Genomic DNA, 12,734 nt, shown 5'->3' on the forward strand with positions numbered 1-12,734 from the left:
CTTGAACGACTCCGCGGATTCGGTCAGAAGCAAGCCAGACAGTCCTGCCTTCATACGTGAAAGGATATCCAACAATGCCCATTACCGTCGGCCACGACTCCTCCAACACCCGCAAGACCCTGAAGGTCGGCGACACCTCCGTCGCCTACTATTCCATCGCCGCCGCCGAAGAGGCGGGCCTGGGCGATTTCTCCAAACTGCCCGCCGCGCTCAAGGTGGTGCTGGAAAACATGCTGCGTTTCGAAGACGGCAAGACCGTCACCACCGACGACATCAAGGCGTTTTCCGACTGGGCCAGGGATGGCGGAAAGGGCACCAAGGAACTGGCCTATCGCCCCGCCCGCGTGCTGATGCAGGACTTCACCGGCGTCCCGGCCGTGGTCGACCTCGCCGCGATGCGCGACGGCATCAAGGAACTGGGCGGCGACGCGCAAAAGATCAATCCGCTCAACCCCGTCGACCTGGTGATCGACCACAGCGTGATGATCGACGAATTCGGCAACCCCCGCGCCTTCCAGATGAACGTCGACCGTGAATACGAGCGGAACATGGAACGCTACCAGTTCCTGAAATGGGGCCAGGGGGCGTTCAACAACTTCCGCGTGGTGCCGCCGGGCACCGGCATCTGCCACCAGGTCAACCTCGAATACCTCGCCCAGACCGTCTGGACCGACGAGGATCAGAACGGCGAAACCGTGGCCTATCCCGACACGCTGGTGGGCACCGACAGCCACACCACCATGGTCAACGGCGCGGCCGTCCTCGGCTGGGGTGTCGGCGGTATCGAGGCCGAGGCCGCCATGCTGGGCCAGCCCATCTCGATGCTCATCCCCGAGGTCGTCGGCTTTGAACTCAGCGGCAAGATGGTCGAAGGCACCACCGGCACCGACCTCGTGCTCAAGGTCGTGGAAATGCTGCGCGAGAAAGGCGTCGTCGGCAAGTTCGTCGAATTCTACGGCGACGGGCTCGACACCCTGCCGCTGGCCGACCGCGCCACCATCGCCAACATGGCTCCCGAATACGGCGCCACCTGCGGCTTTTTCCCGATCGACGACGAAACCCTGCGCTACCTGCGTCAGACGGGCCGCGACAAGGACCGCATCGCGCTGGTCGAGGCATATGCCAAGGAAAACGGTTTCTGGCGCGGGTCGGATTACAACCCGGTCTATACCGACACGCTGCATCTCGACATGGGCACCATCGTGCCCGCCATCTCCGGCCCCAAGCGCCCGCAGGACTACATCGCGCTCGACAAGGCCGCGACGGCCTTCCACGAATACGTCAAGGGCATCCGCGAGGGCAAGGACGCCGGCCCCGACACAGAGGCCCGCTGGGAGGCCGAAGGCGGCGCCCCCGAGCCGCGCGACATTCCCGGAAACGAAGGCCACCACCGCAAGGGCTGGTACACCGACGAGGACGGCAACAAGCACCAGCTGCATGACGGCTCGGTGGTGATCGCCTCGATCACATCCTGCACCAATACCTCGAACCCCTACGTGATGATCGGCGCCGGCCTCGTCGCCCGCAAGGCGCACGAGCTGGGCCTGACCCGCAAGCCCTGGGTCAAGACGTCGCTCGCGCCCGGCAGCCAGGTGGTGTCGCACTACCTCGAGGCGGCCGAGCTTCAGGACGATCTCGACGCCATCGGCTTCAACCTCGTGGGCTACGGCTGCACCACCTGCATCGGCAACTCCGGCCCGCTGGACGAACCGATCTCCAAGGCGATCAACGATTGCGACCTGATCGGCGTCTCGGTGCTCTCGGGCAACCGCAACTTCGAGGGCCGCATCTCTCCGGATGTGCGCGCCAACTACCTCGCCTCGCCGCCGCTGGTCGTGGCCTACGCGCTGGTCGGCGACATGAATGTCGACATCGCCAAGGATCCGCTGGGCCAGGACAAGGACGGCAACGACGTCTACCTCAAGGACATCTGGCCCTCGCAAAGCGAAATCGCCGAGCTGGTCGAAAAGACCGTCACCCGCGAGGCGTTCCAGTCGAAATACGCCGACGTCTTCAAGGGCGACGAGAAATGGCAGGAGGTCGAAACCTCCGACGCCGAAACCTACGACTGGCCGCCGCAATCGACCTACGTCCAGAACCCGCCCTACTTCCAGGGCATGAGCAAGAACCCCGGCACGATTTCCAACATCGAGGGCGCCCGCGTCCTGGCGCTGCTGGGCGACATGGTCACGACCGACCACATCTCGCCCGCGGGCTCGTTCAAGGAAACCACCCCCGCCGGGGAATACCTGCGCGAACGCCAGGTTCCGGTGCGCGAGTTCAACTCCTACGGCTCGCGCCGCGGCAACCACGAGGTCATGATGCGCGGCACCTTCGCCAACATCCGCATCAAGAACGAGATGCTGGACGGTGTCGAAGGCGGCTACACCAAGGGCCCCGACGGCGAACAGACCTCGATCTACGACGCCGCCATGGCCTATCAGGACCAGGGCACCCCGCTGGTGATCTTCGGCGGCGAGCAATACGGCGCCGGCTCCTCGCGCGACTGGGCCGCCAAGGGCACCGCCCTTCTGGGCGTCAAGGCCGTCATCGCCGAGAATTTCGAGCGTATCCACCGCTCGAACCTCGTCGGCATGGGCGTGATCCCGTTCGAGTTCACCGGCGGCGACACCCGCAAGACGCTGGAGCTGACCGGCGAGGAAGAGGTCTCGATCCACGGTCTGGACGACATCAAGCCGCAGGCCGAAGTGCCCTGCACGATCACCTATAAAGACGGCACGACGAAGGAGATCACCCTCAAGTGCCGCATCGATACGGCGATCGAGATCGAATATGTCGAACACGGCGGCGTGCTGCACTACGTCCTGCGCAACCTCGCGCAGGAGCCGATGGCCGCCGAGTGAGGCTTTTCGGATAACAGACACGAAGGGCGGGGATTTCCCCGCCCTTTGCATTTCGCGGTGCACCTCATGGTCGCGTTTCGGGCCGGCCCGATATCCGCTCGGCGGGACCAGGCGGACATGCCAGCCCCTCCGGTGCTAAGCTGGCTTCGAATCCGGAGTGCTGAAAATGACCGTCAAACGCATCGTTTCAAATATCGCGGCATCCGAGGTCGAAGACGTCCAGAGGTTCTACGCCGACCTCTTCGGGTTGAATGTCGTGATGAATCATGGGTGGATCGTGACCCTGGCGTCCGACGAAACGGCCCGAACGCAGCTCAGCATAGCGACGGAAGGTGGGTCGGGCACTGCGGTACCCGATCTCTCGATCGAAGTTGAGGATGTCGATGCCGTCTATCAACGCGCCAGGACCCTCGGTCATGCAATCGAATACGAGCTCACAGATGAACCTTGGGGGGTCCGGCGCTTCTACCTTTTCGACCCCACCGGAAAGCTCCTGAACATCCTGTCACATCCGGCTTGACCGGCGGCGGACCGGGCGCGAACCGGACATGGCGGCCTTCCGATAGCGGGTCATGCACGGTAGAAGACCCTCATGCAGGAAACCGCCCATCACGCAGAACAGATTCAACCGGCTTTGCTGATCTTGCACCGTCGTCTCGGCAAGGCGCTGCTTGGTGTGTACCTGCATGGATCGGCCGCGTCCGGCGGTCTTCAGCCGCAGAGCGACATTGATCTGCTGGCAGTGGTTCGGTCAGAGCTGACCGAGAGCCAGCGCACCGGCCTGCTGCTGGACTTGCTGCACCTTTCCGGACGCCATCCTGCCGTGCCGGGAGGCGCCCGCTGCCTTGAGGTGATGGTGTTTTGCCAAGCCGACCTCAACCGCAATGACTACCCGGCGCGAGCGGAGTTCGTCTACGGAGAGTGGCTGCGGGAGGCCTTCGAGGCCGGTGAAATGCCGAGGCCTGAACGTGACCCCGAGTATTCCCTGGTTATCGCACAGGCCCACCAAAAGGCCGTTCCGTTGTTCGGACCGCCGAGCAGCGAACTGCTGACGGACGTTTCGACAGAGCATGTCGAACAGGCCATGCGCGATTCACTTCCGGGCTTGGTGGAGGGATTGCACGGGGACGAGCGGAATGTCCTGCTGACGCTGGCGCGGATGTGGCACACGGCCAGCACTGGGGCGTTCGTCACCAAGGATGCGGCCGCCGAATGGGCGGTTCCGCGTTTGTCCGGCTCAGATGCCAGGGCGCTCGATCATGCGCGACGCGCCTATCTCGGCGAGGTCACGGACGATTGGAGCCGCCAGGGCGATACAGTCCGAGAGTTGGCGGGGCGCATGAGCGAGACCATCACCAATTCAATGTAGCGAGGATGGACCCGAAGCGGACATAGCGCTCCGAGCCCCTTGCGCTCATTTGCACCACGAAAGGCAAGGGGCTGGGACACTCCCCCAGCCCCTCAGAAAAATGTTGATCAAGAAACCTCGGACCCAAATGCGTGTCCGGGGTTTCCCGTGAACGTTGAATGGCGGCAATGAGCCCTTGTGAGACATTGGGTTCGAGCACCCAGCCGGTTAACAGCCGCGCAGCGGCCCGGCCATCGTCAGCCCCTCCCTTGGGCTGGCGATTTGGCTGAGGCTGGGCGCAACGATCCTTCCGAGGATGTGTTTGGCAGGCATAAAGTGCTTCAGAATTTCCGTCGGAACGCCACCCCAGGGGCTGACGCTCGCCTCCGTTGTGAACGGCAGCAAAGTCCCGCGTTGCGGTCATTCGGCTCGAAGAATTCTTCGGGCGAGATCGAACGTGCTCGTCGGTAGCATCATCTGACACAAAAAAAGGAACACCGCCCTGCGAGGGCGGTGCCGAGAGAGCATCCACATTTACCCTAGGGGCTGGGGGCTATCCCCACCCATTTCATTTACCGTCCAAGCCCTCCGATTCGACGCGCCCGGAGTCTTGAAAAGACTCCGACCCGATTTCTTTTCAAGAAATCGACGCCTCGCGAACTCCGGCGCTCACCCTCCGGTCCGGCGGCCGCGCACCACGCGGGCCAGCCTCGGAATCACCAGACCCGTTCCTGTTTCATAGGGCGCATGAAACGCCTCGAACGCGTCCCGGAACGCCGCGCGCCGCTCCTCGGGCAGGGCGCCATGTGTCGCCGCCACGGGGCCGAAACCGCTGACATATTCGTGCCAGACCGTCGCCGTGTCGGGCGCATAAAGGGTTGTCACCTGCTCCCGGCTCTCGAATTCGAACAGCCCGGCCAGCGCGTCGCGCAACCAGTCCGGTCTTCCCCAGTCGAAGGGCGAGGACGCCGGCGGCGGCGCGTCCGACCAGGCTCCGACCAGCGCGAAGAAGCGCGCGATGTACCCGTCCGGATCATCCGCCCACGTCGCCAGCGCCAGCCGGCCGCCCGGTCGCAGCACCCGCGCCATCTCGGCCACCGCCGCCCCCGGATCGGCCGCGAAGATGACACCGTAGGTCGACATCACCCCGTCAAAGCTCGCGTTCTCGAACGGCAGCGCCTCGGCCGCCGCCTCCCGAAAGACCGGCTGCGGCTCGCACCCGGCCGACAGCGCCTCGGCCGCGCTCAGCATGCCGGGCGCGATATCCACCCCGGTGACGCGCGCCCCCCGCAACGCCGCCAGCCGCGCAGCCCACCCGGTGCCTGTCCCGATATCCAGAACGCGCTCGCCGGGCCGGGGCCAAAGCGCCTGCACCGTATGCCCGATCGTATCGGACAGCCCAAAGGAAATGCCGTCATAGGCTGTGCCGGTCTGCCCCCACATCCGTGCCTCGGGGCTCAGGGTCCGGGAGTCCATCGCAACCTCCTGTCCATTGCCGTGTCGACAGGATGCCATCCCACCGGCCCACCCGCTACTCCACGATCTGTAGTGTTCAAGTCCGGGCGCCTGCGCTATCCTGTCCCCGACCGGGAGGGCCAGAATGAAGGGGTACGGCCAGTTCTGTCCCATCGCCAAGGCCGCGGAAATCTTCTGCGAACGCTGGACCGCGCTGGTCATCCGCAACCTCGGCGCGGGCGCCGAACGGTTCAATGACATCCATCGCGGCGTGCCGCACATGTCCGCCACCCTGCTGACCCGCCGCCTGCGCCAGCTCGAGGCCGAGGGCCTCGTCCAGCGCCGCCGCAGCGGCACCGGCAAGATCTGGACCTACCACCTGACCGAGGCCGGGGCAGAATTCCTGCCGCTGGTCGGCGCGCTCGGGGTCTGGGGCCAGCGCTGGACCCGACGCGCACTGGCAGAGGGCGAACGCGACCTCGGCCTTCTGATCTGGGGGCTGGAGTATTCCGTCGATGCCGGCGCCTTCGGCCCGCGGCGCCGCGTCCTGCGGCTCGACGTCTGCGATCAGCCCCGGCACAAGCGCTATTACTGGTTCGTCTGCGACGCGGGCGATCTCGAGCTCTGCGTGTCGGACCCGGGCGGAGATACCGATCTCTATCTCGGCGCCACGCTCGAAACCCTGATCCAGGTCTATCGCGGCGACATCGCCCTCGGTGCGGCCATCGACAATGGACAGCTGGTCGCTGACGGTCCGCCGAACCTCCTGCGCCGCCTGCCGCGGTGGTTCAATTTCGATACCATGGCCCGGACACCGCCCGCGACCGGCGGACTGACCGGCGGGCCGGCCTCTCCCGCCGGCGCCGGACCGTCCTGAACCCCGGCACCTCGCGCCGGTCTGCACGCTGCGGCCAACCCTCCCCTTGCCGACACCCCCCACGGCCCGTATCTATGACCCAACACCCCTCAAACCCCGGGAGAGACAGATGTTCAAAGGACTAGGCCAGCTCGGCGACATGAGCAAAATGATGAAGGCCGCGCAGGAAATGCAGACCAAGATGGCCGAGCTTCAGGAAGAGATGCACAACATCACCGTCACCGGCGAATCCGGCGCGGGCCTGGTCAAGGCCGTCTGCTCCGCCAAGGGCGAGCTCAAGAGCCTCGACATCGACCCGTCCATTTTCAACTCCGACGACAAGGAAGTGGTCGAGGACCTGATCCTCGCCGCCATCAAGGACGCGCAGGCCAAGGCCTCGGAAAAGGCGCAGGAAGAGATGGGCAAGCTGACCGAGGGCATGGGCCTGCCCGAAGGCATGAAGCTGCCGTTCTGAGGCGCCCCCCGCGCTCATGAACTCCACCCGCGACATCGACGCCCTGATCGAGATGATGGCCAAGCTGCCGGGCCTCGGCCCGCGCTCGGCCCGCCGGGCGGTGCTGCACATGATCCGCAAGCGCGAACTTCTGCTCTCGCCGCTTGCGGACCTCATGGGCCAGGTCGCCGTCACGGCCCGCGAATGCATCGTCTGCGGCAATGTCGGCACCACCGAAACCTGCGATATCTGCCTGTCTGAAAAACGCGCCAATGGCATGATCTGCGTGGTGGAGGACGTGGCCGACCTATGGGCGATGGAACGCGCGGGCGTCTTCAAGGGCCGCTACCACGTGCTCGGCGGCACGCTCTCGGCGCTCGACCAGGTCGGCCCCGAACAGCTTCGCATCCCGCGGCTCGTGGACCGCATCGAGACGGATAACATCACCGAGGTCATCCTGGCGCTGGCCGCCACCGTCGACGGCCAGACCACGGCGCATTACATCGCCGACCAGCTCGAGGACCGCGTCACCCTCACCTCGCTGGCGCAAGGCGTCCCCATCGGCGGCGAGCTCGACTATCTCGACGACGGCACCATCACCGCCGCCCTCAACGCCCGCAAGGCGCTCTGACCCGACCTGTCCCCAACATCCCGTAGGGTGGGTGACAACCCACCACTTTGGTAGGTGACAACCCACCACTTTGGTAGGTGACAACCCGCCACTCCGATGGGTGAAAACCCACGCCCCCCCACACCATGACATCGCCGAACAACACCACCCGCGCCATCCTCGTCATCACCCTCGCCGTGGCGGCCCTCGCGCTCGGCGACGCGCTCATCAAGCTCTCGTCGGGCGCGATCTCGCTCTGGCAGATGTTCATCCTGCGCTCGGCCCTCGTACTGCCCGTACTGCTGGCCCTCATGGCGCTTTTCGCGCGGTCGGCCTTCGCCCTGCGCCACCCCGGCTGGACCGGCCTGCGCAGCCTGGTCCTCGTCGCCATGTGGGTCGCCTATTATGCCGCCCTGCCGCATGTGCCCCTGTCGGTCGCGGCGGCGGGCTATTACACCTCGCCGCTCTTCATCACGCTCTTCGGCGCCCTGGCCACCCGCAGCCCCGTCGCCCCGCGCCACTGGCTCGCCGTCGCCATCGGCTTTGCCGGCGTGCTCCTGATCCTCAAGCCCACAGCCTCGGGCCTGTTGGCCTACGCGCTCCTGCCCCTGCTGGCGGCCATGCTCTATGCCGTCGCCATGCTGATGACCGGAACGCGATGCCGGGGCGAGCATCCGCTGATGCTCTCGGCCGTGCTGAACGTCGCCTTCATCCTGGCGGGCGGCTTCGCCTTCGGCCTGCTGCCGGCCCCGACGGGCACGCCCGCGCCCTTCACCGCTGCGTGGACAGCGCTCGACGCCGCCGACTGGCGCACCATCGCGGTCCTCGCCACTGCCATCCTGATCGGCAGCATCGGCGCCGCCTATGCCTACCAGAACGGCCCGCCCGCCGTGATCGGCACGCTCGATTTCACCTATGTCGGGTTCTCGGCGCTCTGGGGCTGGCTCATCTTCACCGAACGCCCCGACGCGCTCTCGTCGCTCGGCATCGCGCTGATCGTCGGCGCGGGCCTGCTGGCCATCTCGCGTCCCGCACCCAAGCCCGCCCCGCCCCGGACCTGATCCGGGGCCTCACGCCCGCAGGTCTTCGCGCGGCGGCGCGCCGAACTTGCGCGTGTATTCCCGGCTGAACTGCGTCGGGCTCTCGTAACCCACGGCGAACGCCACCGACGAGACGCTCTGCCCGCCCAGCCGCAGGTGCTCGCGCGCCTGCAACAGCCGCATCTCCTTCTGGTATTGCAGCGGCGTCGTCGCCGTCACCGCCTTGAACCGTGCGTGAAAGGTCGACCGGCTCATCCCCGCCAGACGCGCCAGCGCCTCGGTCCGCACCGGCTCGGCCACATGCGCCCGCAAATGCGCGATCACGTCCGAGATCCGTCCGGCGGGCCCGTCCGCCAGCAATGCCCGCAACGTCGCCCCCTGCGGGGACACCAGCAGCCGGTAGTGGATTTCCCGCTGCACCAGCGGCCCCAGCACACCGGCCTCGCCCGGCCGCTCGACCAGGTCCAGCAAACGCGCGAACGCATCGCATAGCGGGTCATCCGCCTCGTGCAGTGTCATCGCACGTCCCGTGCCACCGGCCTGGTCCCCGTCCACCTCCGGCACCAGTTCCCGCAGGATCGACAGGTCCAGCGGCAGGATCAGCGCGATATAGGGCCGGTGCGGCGTCGCCTCCACGATCCGCGACACGATGGGCACGTCATGGCTCACCACCAGCATCCGCCCGGCAGAGGCGCGCACACCGCCGCCCTGGGTGCCGGTGTCCTTTGCGCCCTGCAGGACGAAACACACCAACGGCTCATAGATCATCGCCTCCAGCGGCGACAGCGCCGGACGCCGTGCGATGGCCAGCCGCGCCACGCCGGTATCGACCGTGCCATCGGCCACGCCCGCCGCCGCGCAGACCCGCTCCGCCGCGGCGATCTTCCTGTCCATCGTCATCTGCGCCTCCACGCTCCGATCCGGAGTTTTATGGCATGTTTCGCGTCCCGCGCCACCGCCCCTCCCATCGCTTCCGGAGGATCAGGCAAGTCTTCCGGACAATCCGGCAGGCACGGGGGCGAGGCCCGGTGCATATCCCTGCCATCCAAACCAACACGGACAAGGAGTGTCACAATGACCGACAGAATCGCATTCATCACCGGCGGCAGCCGCGGCCTCGGGCGCAGCATGGCGCTGAAACTGGCCGAGGCCGGCATCGGCGTGGTCTTCACCTACCTGGGCAACAAATCCGCCGCCGACGCCACCCTGGCCGAGATCGAGGCGGCAGGCGGCACCGCCGCGGCCCTGCAACTCGACGTCGCCGACACCGCCCAGGTCGCCGCCCTGCCCGACCGCCTGCGCACCACGCTGCGCGACACCTTCAACCGCGACACGATAGACCACCTGGTCAACAATGCCGGCACCGGCGTCTGGTCGCTCTTTGCCGACACCACGCCCGAGCAACTCGACGCGCTATTCGCCATGCACGTCAAAGGTCCCTACCTGCTGACGCAAGCCCTGCTGCCGATGGTCGAGGATGGCGGCAAGATCGTCATGATCTCCTCCGGCCTCGCCCGCTTCGCCCTGCCCGGCTACTCGGCCTATGCCGCGATGAAAGGCGCGGTCGAGGTCATGACCCGCTATCTCGCGCAGGAACTCGGCGAGCGGCGCATCTCGGTCAACACCATCGCCCCCGGCGCGGTCGAGACCGATTTCGGCGGCGGCGCCGTGCGCGACAACCCCGAGATCAACCGGATGATCGCGGACAACACCGCCTTGGGCCGCGCCGGCCTGCCCGACGATATCGGCGGCGCCGTCGCCGCCCTGCTGGCGGGCGAGACGCACTGGGTCACCGCGCAGCGGATCGAGGTTTCCGGCGGCATGAAGATCTGACAGCGCAGCGGACCCACCACGAAAAACGCCTGCCGGATCTTCTCCGGCAGGCGTTCCATGATCATCGTCTCGTCAGGCGCCCCCTCGGCCAGGGCCTTACGCCTTGTCGTCATCCTCGTCGTCGTCACCGTCATCGTCGGGCAGGTTGAAGAAGGTCTCGGCGTCGTATTCCTTTTCCTTCTCTTCCTCGCCGGCGGTGTCGTCCCCGCCCAGGCTGAACGTCTCCAGCCCCTCGATGGCCGTGGGCATCCGCGGCTCGGCATCCGACTCCAGGCTCTGCTCGGTCGACAACAGCTTGCGGCGCTCGTCATCGTCCATCGGCTGGCCTTCCTTGGCCTTCTTCGCCGCGGCCTTCTGCACGGCGGCATCCAGCTCGGTCTGTTTGCACAGGCCCAGCGCGACGGGGTCGATCGGCTGCATGTTGGCGATATTCCAGTGGGTCCGCTCGCGGATCGTCTGGATCGTCGGCTTGGTCGTCCCCACCAGCTTGGCGATCTGCGCATCGGCCAGCTCGGGGTGGAACTTCACCAGCCACAGGATCGCGTTCGGCCGGTCCTGCCGCTTGCTGAGCGGGGTGTACCGCGGCCCGCGCCGCTTTTCCTCGCCCACGGCGGCGGCGTTGAACTTCAGCTTCAGCTTGTGCAGCGGGTCCTTCTCGGCCTTGTCGATATCGTCCTGCGTCAGCTGGTTGTTGGCGATCGGGTCGAACCCCTTCACGCCGGCGGCCACGTCGCCATCGGCGATCCCCTGGATCTCCAGCTCGTGCATCCCGACGAAATCGGCGATCTGCTTGAAACTGATCGTGGTGTTGTCCACCAGCCAGACGGCGGTGGCCTTGGCCATCAACGGTTTCGACATCTTTCAAAGACTCCTTCACGCATATCTTTCCCCTCGCCTGAAACGGCGGTCCCGGGGGCCGGGACGGGTTCTCGTTGTCGGGGAACTTGGCGGCTATATAGTAGCCTCCGACGCAAAAAGAAAGAGCGAACATGCGCGCGTTTCTCGCCCTGCTTTTCTCCGCCACCGCGGCCCTGGCCGAGGGCGACCGACCCGGCGAATTCGACTATTACGTCCTCAGCCTCAGCTGGTCGCCGACCTGGTGCGCCCTCGAAGGCGACGACCGCGCCTCGCCCCAATGCGACGCGGCGCAGGACCACGGCTGGATCCTGCACGGCCTCTGGCCGCAATACCACCGCGGCTGGCCCGAACACTGCCAGTCGCCCGAACGCCCGCCCTCGCGCGCAATGACCAACGACATGGCCGATATCATGGGCACCTCCGGCCTGGCGTGGTACCAGTGGAAGAAACACGGCACCTGCTCGGGCCTTTCGGCTCCCGCCTACTACGCCCTTGCCCGCGAGGCTTACGGCCGCATCACGAGGCCCGAGGTCTTCCGCAAACTGAAAGACCCCGTCAAACTCCCCGCCTCCGTGGTCGAAGAAGCGTTCCTCAAGGCCAACCCCACGCTTGAACCCGGCGGCATCACCATCACCTGCCGCGCGGGCCGGATTCAAGAAGCCCGCATCTGCCTCTCCCGAGACCTCGCCCCGGTCCCCTGCGGCCGCGACGTGATCCGCGACTGCAGGCTGGACGACGCGCTCTTTGATCCGATTCGGTGAAAAACCACTGCTAAGTTGACGCTTAAAAATTATTAGTAGTATGCCCGCCAACACGAAATGCCCGTTTCAGATCAACATGTAGATGCGAACCTTAAGGGAAATACCGCATATTGTGCGGACAGGATATCCACAAAAAGATACAACTTGGCGCCGTATGCGACGAGAAATATCCTTCGTTCATCATCTAGCGTCCAAGATAATTGAAACAGCTAGGTGTAGTGGCGGCATAGGGAACGTTGGACCGAACCCTATGCCTGATGAAGCTGGACCGTTTCGCCGCAAGCGTCTCAGTTTCTGAAACCAAGCTGCGATCGCCTCCAAATCACAGGGCGAGTGTAGCTTGGGGCTGCGGTTCACGCAACGCGGCAAAAAGGAGTTTTCCATGAGGAAGTCTTCACCCAAACTGACTGCAAGCGAAGCCGCCAAAATCAAGGCGCTTCTGAAAGAAACCGACTGGAACCACGCCCAAATCGCTGCCCACCTCGGCGGCATGAATCAAGGCCGCATTTCCGAAGTCAAAACTGGCAAGCGTTTTTCCGAGGTCGCGCCTTGCAGCTTGCAGGAGGCCATGAAGCCATAAACCTTATTGGGTAGGGTCGAGAGGCCCTACCCTATCTTGTTTTCAATATTTCGAGCCGGGTAGCAGCTTTCGCTG

Annotated in this window: 13 protein-coding genes; 10 read left to right on the plus strand and 3 right to left on the minus strand. The window is 65.5% G+C overall.

The window, feature by feature from the left end:
* The first annotated feature begins 74 nt into the window (after window positions 1-74).
* The 3 genes from acnA to KUV49_RS01750 all read left to right on the plus strand — a co-directional run bounded on the left by acnA (window position 75) and on the right by KUV49_RS01750 (window position 4,233).
* Entirely contained in the window at window positions 75-2,864 is a 2,790-nt protein-coding gene (acnA, locus tag KUV49_RS01740; RefSeq protein WP_222451338.1) for an aconitate hydratase AcnA, read from the plus strand.
* A gap of 166 nt (window positions 2,865-3,030) precedes the next feature.
* Window positions 3,031-3,384 carry a VOC family protein gene (locus tag KUV49_RS01745; RefSeq protein ID WP_222451339.1) on the plus strand — a complete coding sequence of 118 codons (354 nt, stop codon included), beginning with the start codon at window positions 3,031-3,033 and terminating at the stop codon, window positions 3,382-3,384.
* A gap of 72 nt (window positions 3,385-3,456) precedes the next feature.
* Window positions 3,457-4,233, plus strand: a complete 777-nt coding sequence (locus KUV49_RS01750; protein WP_222451340.1) for an aminoglycoside adenylyltransferase family protein — start codon at window positions 3,457-3,459, stop codon at window positions 4,231-4,233.
* 648 nt (window positions 4,234-4,881) lie between these two features.
* Here the strand turns inward: KUV49_RS01750 and KUV49_RS01755 are convergent.
* Window positions 4,882-5,688 (minus strand): class I SAM-dependent methyltransferase, encoded by an 807-nt coding sequence (locus tag KUV49_RS01755; RefSeq protein WP_222451341.1) that lies wholly within the window; start codon window positions 5,686-5,688, stop codon window positions 4,882-4,884.
* 124 nt (window positions 5,689-5,812) lie between these two features.
* Between KUV49_RS01755 and KUV49_RS01760 the strand changes: the two genes are divergently transcribed.
* The 4 genes from KUV49_RS01760 to KUV49_RS01775 all read left to right on the plus strand — a co-directional run bounded on the left by KUV49_RS01760 (window position 5,813) and on the right by KUV49_RS01775 (window position 8,648).
* Window positions 5,813-6,544, plus strand: coding sequence for a winged helix-turn-helix transcriptional regulator (locus KUV49_RS01760; RefSeq protein ID WP_222451342.1), 732 nt, complete (start codon window positions 5,813-5,815; stop codon window positions 6,542-6,544).
* Between the two features lie 109 nt (window positions 6,545-6,653).
* Complete coding sequence (locus KUV49_RS01765) at window positions 6,654-6,998, plus strand: YbaB/EbfC family nucleoid-associated protein (protein WP_057792999.1); 345 nt, start codon at window positions 6,654-6,656, stop codon at window positions 6,996-6,998.
* A gap of 16 nt (window positions 6,999-7,014) precedes the next feature.
* Window positions 7,015-7,608 carry a recombination mediator RecR gene (gene recR / locus KUV49_RS01770; RefSeq protein WP_222451343.1) on the plus strand — a complete coding sequence of 198 codons (594 nt, stop codon included), beginning with the start codon at window positions 7,015-7,017 and terminating at the stop codon, window positions 7,606-7,608.
* 125 nt (window positions 7,609-7,733) lie between these two features.
* Complete coding sequence (locus KUV49_RS01775) at window positions 7,734-8,648, plus strand: DMT family transporter (RefSeq protein ID WP_222451344.1); 915 nt, start codon at window positions 7,734-7,736, stop codon at window positions 8,646-8,648.
* Window positions 8,649-8,657: 9 nt separating this feature from the next.
* Here KUV49_RS01775 and KUV49_RS01780 read toward each other — a convergent pair whose 3' ends face one another.
* Complete coding sequence (locus KUV49_RS01780) at window positions 8,658-9,527, minus strand: AraC family transcriptional regulator (protein WP_222451345.1); 870 nt, start codon at window positions 9,525-9,527, stop codon at window positions 8,658-8,660.
* 174 nt (window positions 9,528-9,701) lie between these two features.
* Here KUV49_RS01780 and KUV49_RS01785 point away from each other — a divergent pair, with 174 nt between their 5' ends.
* A complete protein-coding gene (locus tag KUV49_RS01785; protein ID WP_222451346.1) occupies window positions 9,702-10,460 on the plus strand; it encodes an SDR family NAD(P)-dependent oxidoreductase in 759 nt (252 codons plus the stop codon).
* A gap of 96 nt (window positions 10,461-10,556) precedes the next feature.
* Here the strand turns inward: KUV49_RS01785 and KUV49_RS01790 are convergent, their stop codons facing one another.
* Complete coding sequence (locus tag KUV49_RS01790) at window positions 10,557-11,318, minus strand: DUF1013 domain-containing protein (RefSeq protein ID WP_152496653.1); 762 nt, start codon at window positions 11,316-11,318, stop codon at window positions 10,557-10,559.
* 131 nt (window positions 11,319-11,449) lie between these two features.
* Between KUV49_RS01790 and KUV49_RS01795 the strand changes: the two genes are divergently transcribed.
* Both KUV49_RS01795 and KUV49_RS01800 read left to right on the plus strand, forming a co-directional pair.
* A complete protein-coding gene (locus KUV49_RS01795; protein WP_222451347.1) occupies window positions 11,450-12,079 on the plus strand; it encodes a ribonuclease T2 family protein in 630 nt (209 codons plus the stop codon).
* Window positions 12,080-12,461: 382 nt separating this feature from the next.
* The gene (locus tag KUV49_RS01800; RefSeq protein ID WP_222451348.1) at window positions 12,462-12,659 is read left to right on the plus strand and encodes a helix-turn-helix domain-containing protein; all 198 of its coding nucleotides are present in this window, start codon (window positions 12,462-12,464) and stop codon (window positions 12,657-12,659) included.
* Window positions 12,660-12,734 lie beyond the last annotated feature (75 nt).

The sequence above is a fragment of the Roseovarius atlanticus genome, assembly GCF_019802205.1.
In the GTDB taxonomy this organism is placed as follows: Bacteria; Pseudomonadota; Alphaproteobacteria; order Rhodobacterales; family Rhodobacteraceae; genus Roseovarius; species Roseovarius atlanticus_A.